18 protein-coding genes and 1 pseudogene are annotated in these 22,523 nt (G+C 65.7%); 13 read left to right on the top strand and 6 right to left on the bottom strand.

Features of this window, described 5'->3' with window-relative positions; all coding sequences use genetic code 11:
- The first annotated feature begins 215 nt into the window (after positions 1-215).
- The 6 genes from AB3X95_RS07920 (at position 216) to AB3X95_RS07895 (ending at position 5,929) form a co-directional block, all read left to right on the top strand.
- Positions 216-878 carry a response regulator gene (locus AB3X95_RS07920; RefSeq protein WP_368621038.1) on the top strand — a complete coding sequence of 221 codons (663 nt, stop codon included), beginning with the start codon at positions 216-218 and terminating at the stop codon, positions 876-878.
- 4 nt (positions 879-882) lie between these two features.
- On the top strand, positions 883-2,181 hold the full coding sequence (locus AB3X95_RS07915; protein ID WP_368621037.1) for an ATP-binding protein: 1,299 nt from the start codon (positions 883-885) through the stop codon (positions 2,179-2,181).
- 168 nt (positions 2,182-2,349) lie between these two features.
- Entirely contained in the window at positions 2,350-3,867 is a 1,518-nt protein-coding gene (locus AB3X95_RS07910; protein ID WP_368621104.1) for a DegQ family serine endoprotease, read from the top strand.
- A gap of 269 nt (positions 3,868-4,136) precedes the next feature.
- On the top strand, positions 4,137-4,631 hold the full coding sequence (locus AB3X95_RS07905; RefSeq protein WP_368613544.1) for a carboxypeptidase regulatory-like domain-containing protein: 495 nt from the start codon (positions 4,137-4,139) through the stop codon (positions 4,629-4,631).
- A 147-nt stretch (positions 4,632-4,778) separates the two neighbouring features.
- Entirely contained in the window at positions 4,779-5,159 is a 381-nt protein-coding gene (locus AB3X95_RS07900; protein WP_013090413.1) for a DUF427 domain-containing protein, read from the top strand.
- Positions 5,160-5,194: 35 nt separating this feature from the next.
- Positions 5,195-5,929, top strand: coding sequence for a CoxG family protein (locus AB3X95_RS07895; RefSeq protein WP_368621036.1), 735 nt, complete (start codon positions 5,195-5,197; stop codon positions 5,927-5,929).
- A 108-nt stretch (positions 5,930-6,037) separates the two neighbouring features.
- On the opposite strand, the gene AB3X95_RS07890 is transcribed toward AB3X95_RS07895, so the two are convergent.
- Positions 6,038-7,033 (bottom strand): helix-turn-helix domain-containing protein, encoded by a 996-nt coding sequence (locus AB3X95_RS07890; RefSeq protein ID WP_176121754.1) that lies wholly within the window; start codon positions 7,031-7,033, stop codon positions 6,038-6,040.
- Positions 7,034-7,206: 173 nt separating this feature from the next.
- Here AB3X95_RS07890 and AB3X95_RS07885 point away from each other — a divergent pair, with 173 nt between their 5' ends.
- On the top strand, positions 7,207-7,845 hold the full coding sequence (locus AB3X95_RS07885; RefSeq protein ID WP_176365644.1) for an isochorismatase family protein: 639 nt from the start codon (positions 7,207-7,209) through the stop codon (positions 7,843-7,845).
- A gap of 95 nt (positions 7,846-7,940) precedes the next feature.
- Here the strand turns inward: AB3X95_RS07885 and AB3X95_RS07880 are convergent, their stop codons facing one another.
- A complete protein-coding gene (locus tag AB3X95_RS07880) occupies positions 7,941-8,582 on the bottom strand; it encodes a TetR family transcriptional regulator (RefSeq protein ID WP_176110258.1) in 642 nt (213 codons plus the stop codon).
- A gap of 426 nt (positions 8,583-9,008) precedes the next feature.
- Between AB3X95_RS07880 and AB3X95_RS07875 the strand changes: the two genes are divergently transcribed.
- The 3 genes from AB3X95_RS07875 to AB3X95_RS07865 are packed head-to-tail and all read left to right on the top strand — an operon-like array spanning position 9,009 to position 14,997.
- Positions 9,009-10,232 (top strand): efflux RND transporter periplasmic adaptor subunit, encoded by a 1,224-nt coding sequence (locus AB3X95_RS07875; RefSeq protein WP_184226428.1) that lies wholly within the window; start codon positions 9,009-9,011, stop codon positions 10,230-10,232.
- Between the two features lie 18 nt (positions 10,233-10,250).
- Positions 10,251-13,481: an efflux RND transporter permease subunit gene (locus tag AB3X95_RS07870; RefSeq protein ID WP_176121751.1), complete on the top strand. Its 3,231-nt coding sequence runs from the start codon at positions 10,251-10,253 to the stop codon at positions 13,479-13,481.
- 1 nt (position 13,482) lies between these two features.
- On the top strand, positions 13,483-14,997 hold the full coding sequence (locus tag AB3X95_RS07865) for an efflux transporter outer membrane subunit (RefSeq protein WP_368621035.1): 1,515 nt from the start codon (positions 13,483-13,485) through the stop codon (positions 14,995-14,997).
- Positions 14,998-15,113: 116 nt separating this feature from the next.
- Here AB3X95_RS07865 and AB3X95_RS07860 read toward each other — a convergent pair whose 3' ends face one another.
- Positions 15,114-16,523 (bottom strand): nucleobase:cation symporter-2 family protein, encoded by a 1,410-nt coding sequence (locus AB3X95_RS07860; protein ID WP_368621034.1) that lies wholly within the window; start codon positions 16,521-16,523, stop codon positions 15,114-15,116.
- A 468-nt stretch (positions 16,524-16,991) separates the two neighbouring features.
- On the opposite strand from AB3X95_RS07860, the gene AB3X95_RS07855 reads away from it, so the two are divergent.
- From AB3X95_RS07855 to fghA, 3 genes and pseudogenes are all read left to right on the top strand, one after another.
- The gene (locus AB3X95_RS07855) at positions 16,992-18,458 is read left to right on the top strand and encodes a xylulokinase (protein ID WP_368621033.1); all 1,467 of its coding nucleotides are present in this window, start codon (positions 16,992-16,994) and stop codon (positions 18,456-18,458) included.
- A gap of 131 nt (positions 18,459-18,589) precedes the next feature.
- Positions 18,590-18,721: pseudogene (locus tag AB3X95_RS07850) on the top strand (S-(hydroxymethyl)glutathione dehydrogenase); the annotation flags it as partial.
- Positions 18,722-18,829: 108 nt separating this feature from the next.
- Positions 18,830-19,684 carry an S-formylglutathione hydrolase gene (gene fghA / locus AB3X95_RS07845; protein WP_368592277.1) on the top strand — a complete coding sequence of 285 codons (855 nt, stop codon included), beginning with the start codon at positions 18,830-18,832 and terminating at the stop codon, positions 19,682-19,684.
- Between the two features lie 85 nt (positions 19,685-19,769).
- On the opposite strand, the gene AB3X95_RS07840 is transcribed toward fghA, so the two are convergent.
- Genes AB3X95_RS07840 through AB3X95_RS07830 form a run of 3 tightly spaced genes read right to left on the bottom strand, consistent with a single transcriptional unit; the run spans position 19,770 to position 22,511 of the window.
- Positions 19,770-20,552 (bottom strand): metal ABC transporter permease, encoded by a 783-nt coding sequence (locus tag AB3X95_RS07840; protein ID WP_176121745.1) that lies wholly within the window; start codon positions 20,550-20,552, stop codon positions 19,770-19,772.
- Positions 20,545-21,531 (bottom strand): ABC transporter ATP-binding protein, encoded by a 987-nt coding sequence (locus AB3X95_RS07835; protein ID WP_368621032.1) that lies wholly within the window; start codon positions 21,529-21,531, stop codon positions 20,545-20,547. The genes AB3X95_RS07840 and AB3X95_RS07835 overlap by 8 nt, the downstream gene beginning before the upstream one ends.
- Entirely contained in the window at positions 21,528-22,511 is a 984-nt protein-coding gene (locus AB3X95_RS07830; protein WP_184226422.1) for a metal ABC transporter solute-binding protein, read from the bottom strand. The genes AB3X95_RS07835 and AB3X95_RS07830 overlap by 4 nt, the downstream gene beginning before the upstream one ends.
- Positions 22,512-22,523: the final 12 nt, after the last annotated feature.

Raw genomic sequence — 22,523 nt, 5'->3', positions numbered from 1 at the left:
GCGGCGTGCAGCGTGCGCGGGACAATGAAACGGCAAGCTGGTCGGATCGACGGCGCGGTAGCGCGCCGTCGCGCTACCCAACGGCCGTCGCGCGACGCAAAGCGCCCATTGTAGTGACATGCCGCGACGCTGCGGTGAAAAAAGCGCCACACACCGCGCAGGCCGGAAGCGGGCGCTAGAATGCGGCATCATCCAATCATTTGGAACGGACAACCATGCGCATCCTGCTAGTCGAAGATGACCGGATGATCGCCGAAGGCGTGCGCAAGGCGCTGCGCGGCGAAGGCTTCGCCGTCGATTGGGTCGAGGACGGCGACGCGGCGCTGCACGCGGCGGCAGCCCAGCCTTACGATCTCGCGTTGCTCGATCTCGGTCTGCCCAAGCGCGACGGTCTCGAGGTGCTGCGCGCACTGCGCGCGCGCGGCAATGCGCTGCCGGTGCTGATCGTCACCGCGCGCGACGCGGTCGCCGATCGAGTCAAAGGCCTCGACGCCGGCGCTGACGATTATCTTGTCAAACCTTTCGATCTCGACGAGCTCGGCGCGCGCATGCGAGCGCTGATCCGACGCCAGTCCGGCCGCAGCGATTCGACGATTCGCCACGGCAACTTGACCCTCGATCCCGCGTCGCACCAGGTCACGCTCGATGGCGCGCCGGTCGCGCTGTCCGCGCGCGAATTCGCGTTGCTCGAAGCGCTGCTCGCGCGGCCCGGCGCGGTGCTGTCCAAGAGCCAGCTCGAGGAAAAGATGTACGGCTGGGGCGAGGAGATCGGCAGCAATACCGTCGAGGTGTATATCCACGCACTGCGCAAGAAGCTCGGCGCCGATTTGATCCGCAACGTGCGCGGGCTAGGCTACATGATCGCGAAGGACGCCTGAGCCGATGCGCTCGATTCGCCGACAACTGTTGTTCTGGCTGCTCGCGCTCGTGCTGCTCGGCGTCGGCATCGCGGGTTGGCTGATCTACCGGCAGGCGCTCGCCGAAGCGAACGAACTGTTCGACTACCAGCTCGAGCAGATCGCCGCGGCGCTGCCGGCGGAGCCGTTCTCCCAGGTGCTCGGCCGCGATACCGGCGACGAGGGCATCGTGCTGCAGATCTGGAACCGCAACGGCATGCTGATGTATTACTCGCGGCCGCGCGCGCCGCTCGCGCCGCGCGCTGAACTCGGTTTTTCGACCGAGCGCACCGACCGCGGCGAATGGCGCGTGTATGGCGCGATTGTCGGTGACAACGTCGTGCAGCTCGCGCAGCCGCTGTCGGTGCGCAACCGGCTCGCCGCCGATGTCGCGCTGCGCACGCTGTGGCCGCTGATCGTGCTGCTGCCGCTGCTCGGGCTCGCGGTGTGGGTGATCGTCGGCCGTGGGCTACAGCCGCTGCGGCGCGTGACGAGCGCGCTCGACACGCGTCATCCCGAAGCGCTCGATCCGTTGCCCGATCAGCGCTTGCCGCTCGAAGTGCGGCCGCTCGTGCGGGCGCTGAACGGGCTGCTGCAACGGCTCGCAACCGCACTCGATATCCAGAAGGCGTTCGTTGCCGACGCCGCGCACGAATTGCGCACGCCGCTTGCCGCGGTACAGATTCAGGCGCAACTGGTCGCGCGCGCCAAGGACGACACCGCGCGCGGCGAGGCGCTCGCCGATTTGCAGGCGGGCGTCACGCGCGCGACGCGCCTCGCCGAGCAACTGCTCGCGCTCGCGCGCGCCGAGCCGGACGGCGCCGCCGTCGCCGGGGTGCTCGATCTGCGCGAGCTGCTTCAGGAGTGCGTCGCGACCTACGCGCCACTCGCGGTGAATCGCGGCGTCGACCTCGGCATCGAGGCGAGCGAGCCCGCCAGCGTGACCGGCGACGCCGAAGCGCTGCGCGTGATGTTCAACAACCTCCTCGACAACGCGACCAAGTACACGCCGCGCGGCGGCAGTGTCGACGTCAGCCTGCGCGTCGAGGACGGCCGTCCGGTGGTGCGGATTGCCGATAGCGGCCCCGGTATCGATCCGGCCGATCGCGAGCGCGTGTTCGACCGCTTCTATCGCGCGGGAGCGGGCGCGAATCGCGCGCGCGCCGACGTGACGGGCAGTGGCCTCGGTCTCGCGATCGTGCGCCGGATAGCCACGCAACATCATGCTCAAGTCTCGCTCGGTGAATCGCCGACCGGTGGTTTGCAGGTCATCGTCCGCTTTTGAGCATGGTGGTTTACTGTTCGGCCAAAACCGGCGTTGATGCCGTGGCGACGGGCTGTTTCGGCCGGTCCGATAAGGTTCCCGCGATCTGTCGCTGCTTAAGACTCGTTTAAGTGACGCCCCTTACGCTCCTCGACATCCAAAGTCACTTTCTCCAGTCAGGAGCTCATGATGAACGCGAAAACCTTGTCCCGCGGCGCCGTTGCGGTAGCTGTGGCCGCTGCGCTTTCAGCCGGCTATGTGGCGGGCCATCGCGATGTGCCCGCACCGCAGATCATCTCGCCGGCGGAAGCCGCCGCGATGATGCCGGCCGAAGCTGCCGCCAAAACCGGTATCCCCGATTTCTCCGGTCTCGTCGAGACCTACGGTCCGGCCGTCGTCAACATCAGCGCGAAGCACGTGGTCAAGCAAGCGGCGCTGCGCGGTAATGGCGGCAACCGCCATGGCAACCAGTTGCCGATCGATCCGAACGATCCTTTCTATCAGTTCTATAAGCGGTTCTTCGGCGGCGTGCCCGGCATGCAAGGCGGCGATGGCGGCGACGCGCCCGACCAGCCGAGCGCGAGCCTCGGCTCGGGCTTCATCATCAGCAATGACGGCTACATTCTGACGAACGCGCACGTGGTCGATGGCGCGAACGTCGTCACCGTGAAGCTCACCGACAAGCGCGAGTTCAAGGCGAAGGTGGTTGGCGCCGACCAGCAGTCCGACGTCGCCGTGCTGAAGATCAACGCGAGCGATCTGCCGACTGTGAAGATCGGCGATCCGCGCCAGAGCAAGGTTGGTCAGTGGGTCGTCGCGATCGGCTCGCCGTATGGCTTCGACAACACCGTGACCTCGGGCATCATCAGCGCGAAGTCGCGCACGCTGCCCAACGAAAACTACACGCCGTTCATCCAGACCGATGTGCCGGTGAATCCAGGCAACTCGGGCGGTCCGCTCTTTAATCTGCAAGGCGAAGTCATCGGCATCAACTCGATGATCTACTCGCAGACGGGCGGCTTCCAGGGCCTGTCGTTCGCGATCCCCATCAGCGAGGCGATCAAGGTCAAGGACGATCTCGTCAAGACCGGTCACGTGAGCCGCGGCCGTCTCGGCGTCGCGGTGCAGGGCTTGAACCAGACGCTCTCCGAGTCGTTCGGCATGCAGAAGCCGCAAGGCGCGCTGGTCAGCTCGGTCGACGCCAACGGCCCGGCGGCCAAGGCTGGCTTGCAGCCGGGCGACGTGATCTTGTCGGTGAATGGCGACGAAGTCAGCGATTCGACGGATCTGCCGTCGAAGATCGCAGGCCTTGCGCCGGGCAGTTCGGCAACGCTGAAAGTGTGGCGCGATAAGGCCAGCAAGGACGTGAAGGTGACGATTGGCTCGTTCTCGGACGCGAAGGTCGCGTCGGCGAGCAAGACCGATCAGCAGACCCAGTTGCAAGGCCGTCTCGGTGTCGCGGTGCGGCCGCTGACGCCGGAAGAGAAGAGCAGCGCGTCGGTGTCGCACGGTCTGCTCGTGCAGCAGGCGGGCGGTGCGGCGGCGAGCGCCGGCATCCAGGCGGGCGACGTGATTCTCGCCGTCAACGGCCGTCCGGTCACGAACATCGATCAGTTGAAGCAGATGATCTCGGGCGCAGGCAACAGCATTGCGCTGCTGATCCAGCGGGACAACGCGCAGATTTTCGTGCCTGTTGATCTCGGCTGATCCAGTTGTTTGGGCGGTTCGAAGGGATCGCCCACCCCAGTTTGAGCTGTAGTAGCGATTGCCGGTCCTTTGCATTTACTGCAAGGACCGGCTTTTTTTTCGCCCGTCGGAACCGCGCTGCAGCGAGCGGCATGGACAGACCGAGGGGTGTCAGGCGGCTTGGTGCCACGATGGTCGTGCATGTCGGTCGACGCTGCGGAATGCTTGGCACGCTGGTTGCTTCAATCGTTCAGGGTCTGGACAAGGCCTCGAACAAGGATAGCGAACCGATGAAAACCCAACGCAAGCAGCAAAGGATCGTAGCCGCTGCGCTGTGCGCGGCGCTCACGCTCGGACTGGCGGGCGGCGCGTACGCGCAGCAGGCGGGCGTGACCGGTGGCTCGACGACCGACGACACCAGCGCGGGCAACACCAACGGCGGCGGTCTGCCACAAGTCCAGCAGCAGGGCGACGTATCGTACGTATCGGGCGGTGTCGGCCTCGACGAATCGCGAGCGCTGCGACAAGCGCAAACCCAGTGGCCACTGACCTTGCGTTTCACCGGACCCAACGCAGAGTTTCTTGCCGATGTGCACGTGCGCATCGTGGATGCACACAACAGCGAAGTGCTGAACACGACGTCGCGCGGACCATTCATGCTGGTGCGCCTGAGCCCCGGCCGCTATACGGTGCACGCGAATTACAACGACAGCGAACAGACGCGCTCGGTTAGTGTGCCCGCGCACGGCAACGTAAAATCCGCGTTCACCTGGAACGTGAAGTAACGGCTCGATCCGTCCGCTGCCGCGCAGGAAGCGCGCGCAATCGGCCGGAGTTTGGCCGATAATGAAGCCACGGGCGTGTCCCGTGGCTTTGCCGTTGTTGCGGCAATAGCCGGTAGTGCAGCGCACACCCCATCATGGAGCCTGGACATGAGCGATGCGTCGACATCTGCGGAACGGCCGGACGGCCATACCATCGTGATTCGCGACAACGGCCATCGCGTGCGCGTGATTCACGGCGGCGTGACGATGGCCGACACCCAGGCTGCGCTGACGCTATCGGAGACCGGCCTCGCCGACGTGTTCTATTTCCCGCGCGAGCACGTGAATATGGCCCGGCTCGAACGCTCGACGCACACGTCACATTGCCCGTTCAAGGGCGACGCGTCGTACTTCCATCTGCGCACCGAAGACGGCGTGATCGAGAACGCGGTGTGGTGTTACGAAGCGCCGTTCGAGCAGGTCAGTCGCATTAAGGGCTATCTCGCTTTTTACGCATCGCGTGTCGACCGCATCGATCAGACGTCCTGATCCCGCAGTCGGCGCGTTCATCGGGGGAGGTTGTCATGGAACTGAACGACGCGTTACGGATTCCGCTGCCGCCGTCCGAGGTCTGGGACGCGTTGCAGGACCTCGCGCTGTTGCGTGCCAGCCTCGACAACTGCGAGTCGTTCGTGCGTCTCGCCCACGGCGAATACGCGCTGACGATGACCGTGCCGCTCGGCCCGTTGCGCGCGCATTATCACGCGCGCGCGCACGTTGCCGGCCAGGATTCCGGCCCGGCGGACGCGCAGCGCCGCACCATCAACTTCAAGGCACGAGCCGAGGGCATCGGCGCGTTGCGTGGTCAGATCGAAGTACGTTTGCGCGCGGACGACGGGCGCGAGCGCGGCACGCGCATCGATTACACGTTGTGGGCGACGTCGTCGGGTCCGCTCGCCGAGCTGCCGACGCGCCAGCTCGAGAGCGCCTTGCGGCAGATCGCCGACGACTTTTTCGCCGAGTTCGACGCCGTCGTGCGCGCCAAGCACGGCAAGGGGCCGAACCGCGCGCGTGGCACGGCGCCGCGTCGCCAGTACGTGTTTTTGCGGCCGATCACACTTGGCGGCATCGCGCGGCGCACGCGCATCGAGCACGGCCAGGCTCTGCCCGGACGCGCGGCAAGCGCGTCGCACAGCTGGTCGCATGGCGTGCCGCATCAAGAGCCTGGTCAGCAGGTCGTGCCGTACTGGGCGTGGGCCGGGATGATCTTTCTGGTCGCGCTGTTGTTGTACGTCGCGCGCTGGCTCAGCGAGCATTGACGCCGCGCGGCGCGCGCAGCGCCTGATCCAACGCGCGATAAACATCCCCGCGCGACTACGAAATCCCGGCGGCGCACTACGAAATAGCGGTGCTCTCGCCGCCTTCAACTAATCCCCGCGAAACTCCCGCCGCCACGCGCTGGGAGACGTTCGAAACGCGTCCGCGAAATGCTGCCGCAGCGATGCGGCCGAGCCGAATCCGGCGCCCGTCGCGATCGCTTCGACCGACTCGTCGGTGCTTTCCAGCAGTTGTTGCGCCCGCGCGAGCCGCTGCGCGAGCAGCCACGCGCCGACGGTGGTGCCGGTCGCGAGCCGGAACCGTCGCGTGAAGGTGCGGCGGCTCATCAACGCGCGCGCGGCAAGTGTGTCGAGCGTATGCGGCGCGGCCAGGTTGCCGCTCACCCAGTCGAGCAGGCCAGACAGACGGTCGCCACGCGGGTTCGGCGGCATCGGCTGCTGCACGTATTGCGCCTGACCACCCTGGCGATGCGGCGAGACGACCAGCCGGCGCGCGACGTGGTTAGCCACCCGCGCGCCGCAAATCTTGCGCAGCACATGCAGGCAGCAGTCGAGGCCGGCGGCGGTGCCGGCCGAGGTCAGCACGTTGCCGTCGTCGACGTACAGCACGTCGGGGTCCAGCCGCACGCGCGGGTAGCGGCGCGCGAAGTCGTCGGCCCAGGCCCAGTGCGTCGAAGCGGGCCGTCCATCGAGGATGCCCGCCGCGGCCAGCACGAAGGCGCCGAGGCACAGGCCGACAAGCAGCGCGCCGCGCGCATGCGCGGCCCTCAGCGCGTCGAGAAGCGCGGCGGACGGCGTTTCGTCGGGATCGCGCCAGCTCGGCACGATGATCGTCTGCGCGTCGGCAAGCGCTTCGAGTCCGTGCGTGACCGCGATCGAGAAGCCCGCGGTCGTCGCGAGCGCGCCCGTCTCCACGGCGCAGACGCGGAAGTCAAAGGCGGGGACACCGCCGCCGCGGCGGTCCTCCCCGAACACGACGCACGGCACCGACAGATGGAACGGGCTGATGCGATCGAACGCGACGACGGCGACGACGTGGCGCGGCACCTGATCGGAGATATCGTCGGAAGATGCGAAGGTGGTCATGCCGCACGCCTCATTCATGAATGCCAGAAGTATGGCCCGATTCTAGCGAAGCTTGTCATTTGGGCCGCTGTCGGCGGACAGGCAGCGGAGCAACAATGCCGTCATTGCCGTCGCGCCGCGGCCATCTCGCCGGGCGCGCACCATCGACCGTTTTTCTGACAAGGAGCCCTGCCATGAACACACCTGCGCCGCGCCGTGCGCTGATCGTCATCGACGTGCAGAACGAATACGTGAGCGGCGACCTGCCGATCGAATTTCCGGACGTGCGCACGTCGCTCGCCAACATCGCTCGCGCGATCGATGCGGCGCGCGCCGCCAGCGTGCCGGTCGTCGTCGTGCAGAACGTCGCGCCCGCCACCTCGCCGCTGTTCGCGCGCGGCAGCGCGGGCGCGGAACTGCACACGGTCGTGAGCTCGCGCGCTCATGACCATTTCGTCGAGAAGTCGCTGCCGAGCGCATTCGCCGGCACCGATCTGGCCGACTGGCTCGCCGCCCGGCAGATTGATACGCTGACGGTCACCGGCTACATGACTCACAACTGCGATGCATCGACGATCAACCACGCGGTGCATGCCGGCCTCGCCGTCGAATTCCTGCACGACGCGACCGGCTCGGTGCCGTATGAAAACAGTGCGGGCTTCGCGAGCGCGGAAGAGATTCATCGCGTGTTCAGCGTAGTGTTGCAGTCGCGCTTCGCGGCGGTTGCGAGCACCGACCAGTGGATCGCGGCGCTAAACAGCGGCGCGCCGCTCGAGCGCGGCAACATCTATGCGTCGAATCAGGCGGCGCGAGCGCGCCGTGCGGTTGCCTGAACCCGGCGCGGGGGGCGGGCGGCCCGTTCCACAAATAGAAAGCGGGCGGTTCACCGAACCGCCCGCTGTGCCGATCCTCAACCCTTGCGCGCCTTCTACGCCGCCTTTCTGCGCAACGCCGGACTGACGCGCAAGCCGTCGAACATCACTTCTACCATCTGCTGCGCGTGCGCGCCGAAGTCGGTCGCGTCGGGCAAAAACAGCATGTCGCGCAACGAGCCACCGACGAACGCGTGCACCATCGCCGCGGCCAGTTTCGTGTCGAGGTCGGCGGGCATCTGGCCTTTCGAGATCGCGTTGCGCAGACCGCCCTCGAGCTTCGCGAGCCCCTCGCGCATATTGGTCTGATAGCGTTCCATCACCGGCCCCATCTCTTCGACCAGCTCGCACTTCAGGAACAGGATGTCGAACACGCGGCGGCGGCGGGGATCGTTGGCGGTGTCGCGCAGGCAGACCACACAGATTTCCATGATGCGCCCGAGCGGATCGGTTTCGTTGGGATCGAGCGATGCCGCTTTCAGCTCGTCGAGCGGCAGCAGCACGCGATCGAACATTTCGGTGAAGAGCTCGCTCTTGTGGGCGAAGTGCCAATAAATGGCGCCGCGCGTCACGCCTGCGGCCTGGGCGATATCGGCCAGCGACGTGCGCGATACGCCCTTCTGGAAGAAGATCCGTTCGGCCGCGTCGAGAATGCGGTTGCGCGTCTCCAGCGCCTCTTCTTTGGTTCTTCTGACCATATTGGTATGACCTGCGCTGATCCTGGGGTTTATGCGGGCGTTTTTAAGTCGGCCTGATGACAATTTGACTATTTCCGAACCGAATTGCGACGCGAATTTGCGGCCCCCGATCCCTGGAAGATATAAACGCACTTTTACATGCATTCGTGAATGTATATATAATAGCACCCCACGATCGGATAGCCCAAGCCGTGACGACCGGTTAATATCCGTCACTGTTGTCTTCCAAAACGCTATCGCAGCCGCCAAACGGCGGTGCTGTGCGGCATTCCCCGGTATGGCGCATTCATAGCAGGGCGCCCTGCAGGCGCAGGTTTGCATCCGTGGGCTTCCGGTTGAGCGTCGAGAGGCGCTTGTGTGCGCTGTCGTCCCCGGGGTAGGGATGCGCGCACTTTTTCATTCCCAGTCTTTGACAGAGGTCGCTCCATGCGCGTCGAACGGGTTTCATTCCGCTTAATCAGTGCCGCGACGGCTGCCATCTTGCTGGCGGCGTGCGGACCAAAACAATCTGCCCCGCCGCCCCAGACGCCCGAAGTCGGCGTCGTCACCCTCCAGCCGACGACCGTGCCCGTCGTCACCGAACTCCCCGGTCGTACCAGTGCCTTCCTCGTCGCGCAAGTGCGCGCGCGGGTCGACGGCATCGTGCTGCGCCGCGAGTTCACCGAGGGTAGCGAGGTCAAGGCCGGTCAGCGTCTGTACAAGATCGATCCGGCGCCCTTCATCGCGTCGTTGAACAACGCGAAGGCATCGCTTGCCAAGGCGCAGGCGAACCTCGTGACAACCACCGCGCAGGCCAGTCGCTACAAGGTGCTGGTCGCGGCGAACGCGGTCAGCAAGCAGGACTACGACAACGCGGTCGCCGCCGCAGGCCAGGCCGCCGCCGACGTCGCCGCCGGCAAGGCCGCGGTCGATACCGCGCAGATCAACCTCGGCTATACCGACGTGACCTCGCCCGTAACCGGCCAGATCGGCGTGTCGCAGGTCACGCCGGGCGCCTTCGTGCAGCAGAGCGCGGCCACACTCATGGCCACGGTCCAGCAGCTCGATCCGATGTACGTTGACCTCACGCAATCGAGCCTCGATGGTCTGAAGCTGCGCCGCGACATGCAGGAAGGGCGTCTGAAGACGACCGGCCCCGGCGCCGCGCAGGTCACGCTGGTGCTGGAGGACGGCCGCATCTATTCCGAGAAGGGCAAGCTGCAGTTCACCGACGTGACCGTCGACCCGGGCACCGGCTCGGTCACGGTGCGCGCGATCTTCAAGAACCCGAACCACGTGCTGCTGCCGGGCATGTTCGTGCGCGCGAAGATCGAAGAAGGCGTGAACCAGAACGCGCTGATCGTGCCGCAAGTCGGCGTCACGCACGACCAGAAGGGTCAGCCCACCGCGCTCGTCGTCGACAACGACAACAAGGTCGAGCTGCGTCAGCTCGTCACCACGGGCACTTTCGGCTCGTACTGGGTGGTGTCGAACGGCCTGAAGCCGGGTGACCGCGTGATCGTCCAGGGCACCGACAAGGCGCGTCCCGGCCAGCAGGTCAAGCCCGTGCCGGCGCAACTGCCCGGCACACCGGCTTCCGACGCGGCCGCTGGCGGCGCCCAGACAGGTCAACCCGCGGCTCAGCCTGCCTCCGCCGCTTCGGGCGCGTAATAACAGGGAGCCCGCCTCATGGCAAAGTTCTTTATTGATCGCCCGATTTTTGCATGGGTGATCGCCATCATCCTGATGCTCGCGGGTCTCGCGTCGGTGTTCACATTGCCGATCGCGCAATACCCGACCATCGCGCCGCCGGCCATCCAGATCAGCGCAACCTATCCGGGTGCTTCGGCGGAGACGGTGCAAAACACCGTCACGCAGGTGATCGAGCAGCAGATGAGCGGTCTGGACCACCTGCTGTACCTCGCGTCGACCTCGGACGACTCGGGCACGGCCACCATCACGCTGACGTTCGCTGCCGGCACCAACCCTGACATCGCGCAGGTGCAGGTGCAGAACAAGCTGCAGCTCGCCACGCCGCTGCTGCCGCAGGCGGTGCAGCAGCTCGGCACCCGGGTCACGAAGTCGAGCAGCAGTTTCCTGCTGGTGATGGCGTTCGTGTCGACCGACGGCAGCATGAACAAGTACGACCTCGCGAACTACGTCGCGTCGAACATCCAGGATCCGATCAGCCGTATCGACGGTGTGGGTACGGTGACGCTGTTCGGCTCGCAGTACGCGATGCGGGTCTGGCTCGATGCCAACAAGCTGAATAACTTCAGCTTGACGCCGCTCGATGTCCAAGCCGCGCTGCAGGCGCAGAACGTGCAGGTCGCGGGTGGCGCGCTCGGCGGCACGCCGTCGGTGCCGGGCCAGGTGCTTCAGGCCACGATTACGCAGGCCACGCTGCTCAATACGCCCGAGCAGTTCGGCAACATTCTGCTGAAGGTGAATCAGGACGGCTCGCAGGTGCGTCTGCGCGACGTGTCGCACATCGAGCTCGGCGGCGAAAACTACAACTTCGACACCAAGTACAACGGTCAGCCGACGGCAGGCTTCGGTATCCAGCTCGCCACGGGCGCGAACGCGCTCGCCACCGCGAAGGCGGTGCGCACGAAGATCGCCGAACTGTCGAAGTACTTCCCGCACGGTCTGGTGGTGCAGTACCCGTATGACACGACGCCGTTCGTGCGCCTGTCGATCGAGGAAGTGGTCAAGACGCTGCTCGAAGGTATCGTGCTGGTGTTCCTCGTCATGTACCTGTTCCTGCAGAACCTGCGCGCCACGCTGATCCCGACGATCGCGGTGCCGGTGGTGCTACTCGGTACGTTCGCGATCATGAGCGTGGTCGGCTTCTCGATCAACGTGCTGTCGATGTTCGGTCTCGTGCTCGCGATCGGCTTGCTGGTGGACGACGCGATCGTGGTGGTGGAAAACGTCGAGCGGGTGATGCAGGAGGAGGGCTTATCGCCTCGCGAGGCAACCCGCAAGGCGATGGACCAGATTACCGGCGCGCTCGTCGGCGTGGCGCTCGTGCTGTCGGCGGTGTTCGTGCCGGTGGCGTTCTCGGGCGGTTCGGTCGGGGCGATTTACCGGCAGTTCTCGCTGACGATCGTCGCGGCGATGGTGCTGTCCGTGCTCGTCGCGTTGGTTCTGACGCCGGCGCTGTGCGCGACGATCCTGAAGCCGATTCCGAAGGGTCATCACGAAAAAGCTACCGGCTTCTTCGGCTGGTTCAACCGTACCTTCAACCGGAGCCGCGACAAGTATCACTCGGGCGTGCACCACGTGATCAAGCGCTCGGGCCGCTGGCTCATCATCTATATGGTGGTGATCTTCGCGGTGGGCCTGCTGTTCGTGCGTCTGCCGAAGTCGTTCCTGCCTGACGAAGACCAGGGCACGATGTTCGTGCTGGTGCAAACGCCGTCGGGTTCCACGCAGGAAACCACCGCGCGCGCGCTGAAGGACGTGTCGGACTACCTGCTGACCGACGAGAAGGCGATCGTCGAATCGACCTTCACGGTGAACGGCTTCAGCTTCGCGGGTCGTGGCCAGAACGCGGGTCTGGTGTTCGTGCGGATGAAGGACTACGCGCAGCGTCAGCATGCGGACCAGAAGGTGCAGGCACTGGTGCGGCGGCTGTTCATGCACTTCAGCGGCTACAAGAACGCGGTCGTGTATCCGGTCAATCCCCCGTCGATTCCTGAACTCGGCACCGCGGCGGGCTTCGACTTCCAGTTGCAGGACCGCGGGGGCATCGGTCACGCGAAGCTGATGGAAGCGCGCAACATGCTGCTCGGTCTGGCGGCGAAAGATCCGACGCTCGCGCAGGTGCGTCCGAACGGCCTGAACGATACACCGCAGTTCAAGGTGAACATCGACCACGAGAAGGCTTCGGCGCTCGGCGTGTCGCTCTCCTCGATCGACCAGACGTTCTCGATCGCCTGGGCCTCGGCGTACGTGCAAAACTTCCTCGACACCGACGGCCGGATCAAGAAGGTGTACCTGCAGGGCGACGCGCCGTTCCGGATGAAACCGGAAGACGTGAATGCCTGGTTCGTGCGCAATGGCGCGGGCGCGATGGTGCCGTTCTCGGCCTTCACGAACACCGCGTGGACCTTCGGTTCGCCGAAGCTCGAGCGCTATAACGGTATCCCGTCGGTGGAAATCCAGGGTGCGGCCGCGCCGGGCAAGTCGACCGGTCAGGCGATGGTGGCGATGGAGCAGATCGTCACCAAGCTGCCGGCGGGTGTCGGCTACGAGTGGACGGGTCTGTCGCTGCAGGAGCGTCAGTCGGGCTCGCAGGCGCCGATCCTGTACGGCATCTCGATTCTCGTCGTGTTCCTGTGTCTTGCGGCGCTGTATGAAAGCTGGTCGATCCCGTTCTCGGTGATCATGGTGGTGCCGCTCGGCGTGATCGGCGCGCTGCTGGCCGCGACGCTGCGCGGGCTCGAGAACGACGTGTTCTTCCAGGTGGGTCTGCTGACCACCGTGGGTCTGTCGGCGAAGAACGCGATTCTGATCGTGGAATTCGCGCGAGAACTGCAGCAGAGCGAAGGCATGGGGCCGATCGAGGCCGCGCTCGAAGCGGCGCGTTTGCGGTTGCGACCAATTCTGATGACCTCGCTCGCGTTCATTCTCGGCGTGCTGCCGCTCGCGATCAGTAACGGCGCGGGTTCGGCCAGCCAGCACGCGATCGGTACCGGCGTGATCGGCGGCATGTTGACGGCGACCTTCCTCGCGATCTTCATGATCCCGATGTTCTTCGTCGTGATTCGCGCGAAGTTCGGCGGTGAGAAGGAAGACCCGGACGAGGCGCTGCGCCACTACGAACAGCACCATCCGCACGATCCGCAAGGCGGCGCGACGGGTGGCACGACCGACGGGTCGAATGGCAATGGCTCGGGCAAGGATGGGCATTGAGATGCAAAAACACTCTTTGATTGCAGTGGCAGTCGCGCTGCTCGCCACGGGTTGCACGCTGGCGCCGCATTACCAGCGGCCCGCGGCGCCCGTAACGGCGACCTTCCCGACCGGCGGCGTGTACGACCAGCAGCCGGGCGCGCAGGGCGCGCGCAGCGCGAACGGCCAGGCCGCCGCCGACATCGGCTGGCGCAACTTCTTCGTCGATCCGCGTCTGCAGCAGCTGATCGAAATCGCGCTGAAGAACAACCGCGATCTGCGTGTGTCGGTGCTGAACATGCAGGCGTCGGCGGCGCAGTACCGCATCGTGCGCGCGGGTCTGTTCCCGACGCTCAACGCCGCGGCTTCGCAAAGCAGATCGCGCACGCCGAAGGACCTGACTTTCACCGGCGTGACGATCTCCAACACGTATTCGGTGGGCTTGAACGCGTCGTGGGAAATCGACTTTTTCGGGCGCGTGCAGAGTCTGAAGGATCAGGCATTGGCCAAGTATCTCGGCACCGCGCAGGCGCGCAAGGCCGCCGAAATCGCGCTGGTCTCGCAGGTGGCGAATCAGTACATGACGGTGCTCGAACTGGACGATCTGCTGAAGGTCACGCAGAACACGCTGGTTACGGCGCAGGAGTCGTATCGCATCACCAAACTGCAGTTCGACAACGGCACGGGATCGGAACTCGATCTGCGCCAGTCGCAAACGGTCGTCGAGACCGCGAGCGCGAACCTGCAGTCGCAGATGCGTTTGCGGGCCCAGGCCGATAACGCGCTGGTGCTGCTGATCGGCGAGCCGTTGCCGGCGGATCTGTCGCCAGGCCTGCCGCTGAGCGACCAGAATCTGCTCACGGATATTCCGGCGGGCCTGCCGTCCGATCTGCTGACGCGTCGTCCGGACATCATGGAAGCCGAGGAGAATCTGCTCGCGGCCAACGCGAACATCGGCGCGGCGCGCGCCGCGTTCTTCCCTAAGGTCACGCTGACGGGCAGCGCCGGCACGTTGAGTCCCACGCTCGGCGGCCTGTTCAAGCCGGGTTCGGCGGCATGGAGTTTCGCGCCGTCGATCACGCTGCCGATCTTCGAGGGCGGTCAGAACATGGCCAATCTCGATCTCGCCAACATCGAGAAGAACGTGCAGATCGCCACGTATGAAAAGGCGATCCAGACGGCCTTCCGTGAAGTGGCGGACGGACTGGCCGCGCGCGGCACCTACGACGAGCAGATCGCGGCGCTCGAGCGGGATGTCGCGGCCGAGCAGCGCCGGCTGGATCTGTCGACCCTGCGTTACAAGAACGGTGTCGACAGCTATCTGTCGGTACTGACCGCGCAGACCGCGCTGTACGTGGCTCAGCAGGCGCTGGTGACCGCGCGCATGGAGCGTCTGCAGAACCTGGTCACGCTGTATCAGGCGCTCGGCGGCGGCTGGATCGAGCACAACGGCGACCAGCCGCGTCCCGCCGACGCGCCGGTCGACTACGGTGCGGCGAGCGCGCCGGTCGCGGCATCGGCGGCGACCGCGGGGTGAGCCCGGCAGGTTGATGAAACGCTGAAGCAAAACAGAAACGCCACGGCATGCCGTGGCGTTTCTGTTTATGCGCGGCGCTCGGTGCCGCGTGAAGCATCAGCGATGCATCAACGGGATCAATGCAGATCCACCGCCCGCAGCATCTCGTTGCCCTGCGGCTCGCTGCCCGCGCTATTGTCGAGATCGTGCCCGGCGCGGCGAAGCTCGCTCTTCGCCTTCTTCTCGCTCTTCACGCCGTTGAAGATCAGGTTCAGCACGACCGCCGACACCGACGCAAGCAGAATCCCGCTGTGCAGCAGCGGCGACAACGCCGGCGGCAGTTGCGCGAAGAAGTGCGGCGACACCACCGGCACGAGGCCGAGCCCGATGCTGACCGCGACGATGAACAGGTTGTGCTGATTCCTGACGAAGTCGACTCGCGACAGCACCTTGATGCCGTTCGCCGCGACCATGCCGAACATCACGATGCCCGCGCCGCCGAGCACGAACGCCGGCACCGACGCGACCACCTGCGCCATCTTCGGAAACAGTCCGAGCAGCACGAGGATCACGCCGCCCATCGCGCAGACGAAGCGGCTCTTCACGCCGGTCACGCCGATCAGCCCGACGTTCTGCGAGAACGACGTATGCGGGAACGAGTTGAAGATGCCGCCGATCAGCGTGCCGAGACCATCGACGCGCAAGCCGCGCACCAGCGTTTTCTGATCGACCGGACGATCGACCATGTCGCCGACCGCGAGGAACATGCCGGTCGATTCGATGAATGTGACGAACATCACGGTGACCATCGTCGCGATCGATAGCGGATCGAAGCGCGGCAGACCGAAGTGGAACGGCATCACGAAGCCGACCCACGGCGCGTGCATGACGCCGTCCAGGTTGACGCGGCCGAGCATCAGCGCGATAGCGAAGCCCGCGACGATACCGAGCAGCACCGAGATATTGGCGACGAACCCCCTGGCAAACTTGTTGATCAGCAGGATCAGCGTCAGCACGAGCAACGACAGGCCGAGGTAGACCGGATTGCCGTATTCGGGATTGCCGACACCGCCGGCCGCCCAGTTGATCCCGACTTCCATCAGCGACAAACCGATCACCGAAATCACGACGCCGATCACGACCGGCGGGAAGAAGCGCAATAGCTTGCCGACTGCGGGCGCGAGCAGGATACCGATCACGCCGGCCGCGATCGTCGAGCCGAAGATGTCGAGCAGGCCGAGCGAAGGATTGGTGCCGATCGCGACCATCGGGCCGACGGCCGCGAACGTGCAGCCCATGATGACCGGCAGGCGGATGCCGAAGATCCACAGTCCGAGCGTCTGGATCAGCGTGGCGATGCCGCAGGAAAACAGATCGGCGCTGATCAGAAAGGCGACCTGGTCTTTCGGCAGCTTCAGCGCGGCGCCGATGATGAGCGGCACCGCGACCGCGCCAGCGTACATGACCAGCACGTGCTGGATGCCGAGAGTAAGCAACTGGCCGGCCGGTAGGCGCTCGTCGCACGGGTGAACCGTGTTCGCTTGCATATCGTCTGTCTCCACCATCTCGTTTTGGGATGACTCCAAGGTATCGGGGACGAAAAGTCGCAACAAGACCATACGTGGCTATTCCGGCATTCCCGGCGACGATATGCACAGGCCTATTTTGAAAGGCAAATCAAAGCCGCGCGTGGGACGGATCGGCAGCGCAGCGGCGGCAAGCCCTATGCGGCGGCGATTGCCGGCGGTGCGTTGCGTGCGCGGCGCGGCTTCGTCGTCGGCGGGGATATGTGTGAGAATCAATGGCGTGTATCACGCTTCACGCATAGTCCTGTTTTGACGACGCTCGCCGCACGAGGGGGTTAACCCGCGAATGGGCTTGTTCCCGCGAGTTTTTCGACCCGTTCGCCGAACGTTCGCGGTGTCGCGGCGGCCTGGTTTATTTGCTTCGCTTGCATGTCTCGTCGCCAGCCTCGCTGGCTCCTTCCTCACTGTCATTCCAACGTCCTTGCGCTCATGAGTTTTCTCGGCATCGACCTCGGCACCGGCTCCCTGAAAGCGGCAATCGTCGACGAACATGGACGCGAGCAGGCGGTATCGAGCGTCGCGTATGCCCTCGTTACGCCGCACGCGGGTTGGGCCGAAATCGACGTCGAGACGTGGTGGAACGCGCTCGTCGATGCGATGACGGGCCTGCCGCGCGAGCTGCGCGATGGCGTGCGCGCAATCGGCTTCTCCGGTCAGATGCACGGCGTCGTGCTGCTCGATGCAAGCGGCGCGGCGGTGCGGCGCGCGATGCTGTGGCCCGACTCGCGCGCGCTCGCCGTGCTCGACGCGTGGCCGGAGCCGCAACCGAATCCGGTCGCGCCCGGCATGGCCGGTCCGCTGCTGCGCTGGCTCGTGCTGCATGAACCGGAGGCCGCGCGCCGCACGCGCTGGGCGTTGCAGCCGAAGGACTGGCTGCGCGTCGCGCTCGGCGGCGCGTGCGTAACCGATGCGTCCGACGCGTGCGCGACCGCGCTCGCCGATCCCGCCGGCGCGTGGGACACGGCACTGCTGGAGCGGCTCGAGATTCCGCGCGAGTGGTTCGCGCCGCTGGCGTCGTCGTATGCGGCGTCGGGCGCGCTGTCGCCGCAGGCCGCGCAGGCACTCGGCTTGCGGGCCGGTATCGTGCTCGCGACCGGCGCCGCGGACACACCGTGCGCGGCGCTCGGCAGCGGACTCGCGCAGGACGGCGACGCGCTGCTGACGACCGGCAGCGGCGGACAGCTCGTCGTGCTCGCGAACGACGAGCCGGCGCCGCTGAAGGGTTTGCATCGCTATCGGGCGGCGAGCGATCACTGGTACCGGATGGCGGCGATGCAGAACGTCGGCATCGCGTTGGAGCGGGTGCGCGGGTGGCTGTCGTATGAGTGGGCGCAGGCTTACTGCGACGCATTCGGCGATGCCGCTGATGCAGCCGCCGATGCAACGGGTCACGCCGCGTCGACGCTGACTTTCCTGCCGTACCTGACCGGCGAGCGCACGCCGTGGCTGAACCCGCAGGCGCGCGGCGGCTGGCTCGGTTTATCGCTCGAGCACACGCGCGGGGCGATGATGCGCGCCGCGTTCGAGGGCGTGGCGTTCTCGTTGCGTGCCGGGCTCGACGCGATTCGCGCGAGCGGCGCACCTGTGACGGCGCTCAAGCTCGCGGGCGGCGGCTCCGTCGATGCACGCTGGCGGCAACTGCTCGCCGATGCGCTCGACGTCGAGCTGCACGCGGTCGATTGCCCGAACGCGGCGCCGCGCGGCGCGGCGATCCTTGGCGGCCTCGCGTGCGGCCACTGGCTTACGCGCGATCTCGCCGCGCTCGCGCCGGGCGCGACGCGCGTCGCGGGTCCGCGAGGTGATGCGGCCCTTGCTGAACGGTATGCGGGCTTCGTCGAGCTGTACGGCCGGGTCGAGCCGTGGTTCGGTGGCGGGGCACCGCGCGGAGCGCAGTAGCAGCGGCGGCGCAGCCTTCGCGCGCTATGCAATACCATTACGCTTTTCGTGCGCCACGTGGTCGCCGGGCACGCGATGCCCATTTCGCATTCACGCACTCACGCACTCACGGACTGGGAGGAGCATTGACGATGAAGAGCAAAGCAGCAATCGCATGGAAAGCCGGCGCCCCGTTGACGATCGAGAAAGTCGATCTCGAAGGTCCGCGCGCCAGTGAAGTCCTGATCGAGGTGAAGGCGACCGGCATCTCCCATACCGACTACTCCATCACACACCGTCTGCCGCTCGAGCGTATCAACGAGGGCTTTGATCTGATGAAGAAGGGCGAGTCGATCCGCTCGGCCGTGCTCTACTAAGCGAGGAATCTCACGATGCTCGAACTACTATCGTCGCACGCCTGTCATGGCGGCGAGCAGCGCTTTTACCGGCACGAGTCGCGCGCGATCGGTCTGCCGATGCGCTTCTCGGTCTATCTGCCGCCGCAGGCGTTGCATGAGAACGCGGGACGTGTGCCGGCGTTGTTCTATCTGGCCGGACTGACCAGCACGGAAGAAACGTTTCCGATCAAGGCCGGCGCGCAGCGCTTCGCGGCACAGCATGGGCTCGCATTGATCGCGCCGGACACGAGTCCGCGCGGCGCGGGCGTGCCAGGCGAGAGCGATGCGTGGGACTTCGGCGTCGGCGCGGGCTTTTATGTGGACGCCACCGAGGAGCCGTGGTCCAGGAATTACCGGATGTACTCATACGTGCGGGATGAGCTGCGCGAGACGGCGCTTGCGAACCTGCCGATCGATGGCGAGCGCCTCGGCATCTTCGGTCACTCGATGGGCGGGCACGGTGCGCTGGTGCTCGCGCTGCGCAATCCGGACATCTATCGGTCGGTGTCGGCGTTCGCGCCGATCGCGGCGCCGATGCGTTGTCCGTGGGGCGAGAAGGCGTTCAGCGGCTATCTCGGCGAGAACCGTGAAGCGTGGAAGCAGTACGACGCGAGCGAGCTGGTCGCGCACGCGACGCGCAAGTTCGCGGCAGGGATTCTCGTCGATCAGGGACTCGCGGATCAGTTCCTGCCCACGCAGCTGAATCCCGACGTGTTCGAAGCGGCGTGCAAGGCCGCGGGGCAGCCGTTGACGTTGCATCGTCACGAAGGCTACGACCACGGCTACTACTTCATTTCGACGTTCATCGAGGATCATCTCGCGCATCACGCGAAGGTGTTGCTAGGCTGAAAAGCGTCGTAAACCGCGGCGCTAAATGAAAACGGCGGCACGTGATGTGCCGCCGTTTTTTTCCTGTGATCTACGAAAGCGCCGCTCAATGCCGCTTCAGCAGACTCCCGCCATACACCATCGCCGATAGCACCGTGATCCAGAAGCTCGTCGGCCAATCGGTATAGAACGCGAGCGACAAGCCGAGCCACGCCTGCGCGAGTGCGAAGACGGCCGCGAGCACGAGACCGGTGGACAGCCGCGTGCTCAGGTTCTGCGCGGCGGCGGCCGGGCCTACCATCAGCGTGAACACGAGCAGCACGCCGACGATCTGCGTGCAGGCGGCAACGGCCAGCGCGGCGATCGCGAGAAACAGCACCGACACGCGGCGCAGCGACACGCCCTTCGCTTCGGCCAGCTCCGGTTGCAGCGACGCGAACAGCAGCGGCCGCATGATCGCCGCGAGCGCCCCGAGACTCACTACCCCGAGCGCGGCAAGCACCCCGAGCGTCGACGCATTGACGCCGAGCACGTTGCCGAACAGCAGCGCCGTCACCTGCGTCGCATACGCGGTGAAAAAGTGCAGAAACAGCAGCCCGAAGCCGAGCGACAAGGAAAGGATCACGCCGATCGCGACGTCGCGGCCAGCGAGCCGTTCGCCGAGCGCGCCCATGCCGACACCGGCCGCGAGCGTGAAGCCGATCATCCCCCAGATCGGCGAGATGCCGATCAGCACCGCGCCGGTCGCGCCGGTGAAGCCGACATGCGACAGTGCGTGGCCCGCGAAGGTCTGTCCACGCATCACCAGAAAATAGCCGACCACGCCGGCCAGCACCGCGACGATCCCCGACGCCGCGAATGCGTTCACCATGAAATCGTATTCAAACATCGTGCTTGTGTCCGTCGCGTGATTCGTGCGGGTTCGAGTGACTGTGTGAGTGGCCGTGTGAATGACCGTGGCCGTGATCATGCGGGTAGCCGTGCGAATGCGTATGTCCGCCTTCCTCGTCGTGTTCGTGCTCGTGATCGTGCTTCTCGACTTCGACGCCGCCCGACATCACGAAGATGCGGCCATTCACGCGCATCACGTCGATCGGCGAGCCGTACAGACGCGACAACACCGGCCGCGTGATCACTTCGTCGACGGTGCCGAGCGCCGCGACGCCGCTGCCGAGATACAGCACGCGATCGATCGAGTTCAGCAGCGGATTGAGTTCATGCGCGGAGAACAGCACCGAGATGCCGAGCTCCCGCTGCACGCGCCGCACGAGTTCGACGACGCTCTTCTGATGATGCGGATCGAGACTGATCAACGGCTCATCGAGCAGCAGCAGTTTCGGATTACCGAGCAGGCATTGCGCGAGCAGGAGCCGCTGCCGTTCGCCGCCCGACAACTCCGACAGCGGCCGCTTCGCGAGATTCGTCCCACCGACGAGTTCGAGCACCCGATCGACGTCCCCGCGCGTTTTCGCATCCGCATGCGGCAAGCCCCAGCGATGACCATCGGCGGCCATCGCGACGAAATCGCGGCCGCGCACACGGCGGCCGGCGAGCGCGCTGCGCGTCTGCGGCATATAGCCGATCGACGCGTTGCCGCGCTCGACCGTCTGCCCGAGCACGCGAATCGCGCCGGCCGCGGCGGGCACGAGGCCGAGTACCGCGCGCATCAGCGTCGTCTTGCCCGCGCCGTTCGGCCCGAGCACACCGATGAACTCGCCCTGGTTCACGTCGAAGCTGGTGTCGCGCAGGATCGTGCGGCCGCCCAGATCGAGCGTCACGTTGTCGAGTTCGAGCACGGGCGTGTCGCCGCGCGCGGTCGGTGCGCATGCCGGCGCACCTGCTGGCGTTCGATGGCCAGTCGGAGTCATGGAGTCTGTCCTTTTGCGTTGGTCGCACCGTTCGGGCCGTTTGTATCACCCGCCGCGAGCGCCTTCTGCAGCGCGTCGAGCTGCGTCAGCATCCACGTCTGATAGGTCTTGCCGGCCGGCAGGGTTTCGGTGACGCTCACCGTCGGTACCTTCGATTGTTGCGCGAGCTTCAGCATGCGTTGGGTCAGCGCCTCGGTGGCCTGGCTGTTGTAGATCAGCACGCGCACGCGCCGCTCGCGCAGATCGCGTTCGAACGCGGCGATATCGGCCGCGCTCGCTTCGGTATCGTTCATCGCGGCGAGCTGGAAGCGCTGGTTGCGCATATTCAGGCCGATCGCGTCCGACATATAGCCGAACACCGGCTCGGTCGCCGTGACCGGCAGGCCCGCATAGCGGCCATGCAGCTCGGCTACCTTCGCGTCGATCGGCTTCAGCGAATCGAGAAACTTCGCGAGGTTCGCATCGTACGCCGACTTGTGCGCCGGGTCAGAAGCGCTGAGCGCGTCGCTGACCGCGCGCGCGACTTTGGGCATCGTCGCCGGGTCGTACCACAGGTGCGGATTGTCCCCACCTTTTTTGCCCACCAGATCGGCCGCGACGATCACGGTGCGCTGCGCGCCTTTCGACGCGGCCAGCAGCTTGCCCATCCACGGATCGTAGTCGGCGCCGCTGTATACGATGAGGCTCGCGTGCTGCAACGCGCGCGCGGTGGCCGGGCTCGCTTCGAACAGATGCGGGTCCTGGTTCGGGTTGTTGAGGATGCTGGTCACGTCGACACGATCGCCGCCGAGTTGCCGCACCACATCGCCATAAAAATTCTCCGCGGCGACGACCGAAATCTTCGCGTCGGCGGCGAACGCGCCATGGCCGAAGCCGAGCGCCGCGAGCGCGAGCAGACACGTGCGCAGATGGGTGCGTACAGACATCGAACCCTTCAGCGCGCGCTGCGCTCGGGACAACATCAAGCGGATCGTTTTCATCGTTGTTTCCTG

Source organism: Paraburkholderia sp. BR13444 (assembly GCF_040948755.1).
Taxonomy (GTDB): domain Bacteria; phylum Pseudomonadota; class Gammaproteobacteria; order Burkholderiales; family Burkholderiaceae; genus Paraburkholderia; species Paraburkholderia youngii.
This window is presented reverse-complemented; position numbering and strand designations above follow the sequence as displayed.

Excerpts from the sequence above, each read along its gene's own strand:
- AB3X95_RS07905 (WP_368613544.1), top strand. The coding sequence starts at position 4,137 with ATGAAAACCCAACGCAAGCAGCAAAGGATCGTAGCCGCTGCGCTGTGC.
- fghA (WP_368592277.1), top strand. The coding sequence starts at position 18,830 with ATGCTCGAACTACTATCGTCGCACGCCTGTCATGGCGGCGAGCAGCGC.
- AB3X95_RS07860 (WP_368621034.1), bottom strand. The coding sequence starts at position 16,523 with ATGCAAGCGAACACGGTTCACCCGTGCGACGAGCGCCTACCGGCCGGC.
- AB3X95_RS07880 (WP_176110258.1), bottom strand. The coding sequence starts at position 8,582 with ATGGTCAGAAGAACCAAAGAAGAGGCGCTGGAGACGCGCAACCGCATT.
- AB3X95_RS07865 (WP_368621035.1), top strand. The coding sequence starts at position 13,483 with ATGCAAAAACACTCTTTGATTGCAGTGGCAGTCGCGCTGCTCGCCACG.
- AB3X95_RS07910 (WP_368621104.1), top strand. The coding sequence starts at position 2,350 with ATGAACGCGAAAACCTTGTCCCGCGGCGCCGTTGCGGTAGCTGTGGCC.
- AB3X95_RS07835 (WP_368621032.1), bottom strand. The coding sequence starts at position 21,531 with ATGACTCCGACTGGCCATCGAACGCCAGCAGGTGCGCCGGCATGCGCA.
- AB3X95_RS07830 (WP_184226422.1), bottom strand. The coding sequence starts at position 22,511 with ATGAAAACGATCCGCTTGATGTTGTCCCGAGCGCAGCGCGCGCTGAAG.
- AB3X95_RS07870 (WP_176121751.1), top strand. The coding sequence starts at position 10,251 with ATGGCAAAGTTCTTTATTGATCGCCCGATTTTTGCATGGGTGATCGCC.
- AB3X95_RS07920 (WP_368621038.1), top strand. The coding sequence starts at position 216 with ATGCGCATCCTGCTAGTCGAAGATGACCGGATGATCGCCGAAGGCGTG.
- AB3X95_RS07875 (WP_184226428.1), top strand. The coding sequence starts at position 9,009 with ATGCGCGTCGAACGGGTTTCATTCCGCTTAATCAGTGCCGCGACGGCT.
- AB3X95_RS07890 (WP_176121754.1), bottom strand. The coding sequence starts at position 7,033 with ATGACCACCTTCGCATCTTCCGACGATATCTCCGATCAGGTGCCGCGC.
- AB3X95_RS07915 (WP_368621037.1), top strand. The coding sequence starts at position 883 with ATGCGCTCGATTCGCCGACAACTGTTGTTCTGGCTGCTCGCGCTCGTG.
- AB3X95_RS07855 (WP_368621033.1), top strand. The coding sequence starts at position 16,992 with ATGAGTTTTCTCGGCATCGACCTCGGCACCGGCTCCCTGAAAGCGGCA.
- AB3X95_RS07900 (WP_013090413.1), top strand. The coding sequence starts at position 4,779 with ATGAGCGATGCGTCGACATCTGCGGAACGGCCGGACGGCCATACCATC.
- AB3X95_RS07840 (WP_176121745.1), bottom strand. The coding sequence starts at position 20,552 with ATGTTTGAATACGATTTCATGGTGAACGCATTCGCGGCGTCGGGGATC.
- AB3X95_RS07895 (WP_368621036.1), top strand. The coding sequence starts at position 5,195 with ATGGAACTGAACGACGCGTTACGGATTCCGCTGCCGCCGTCCGAGGTC.
- AB3X95_RS07885 (WP_176365644.1), top strand. The coding sequence starts at position 7,207 with ATGAACACACCTGCGCCGCGCCGTGCGCTGATCGTCATCGACGTGCAG.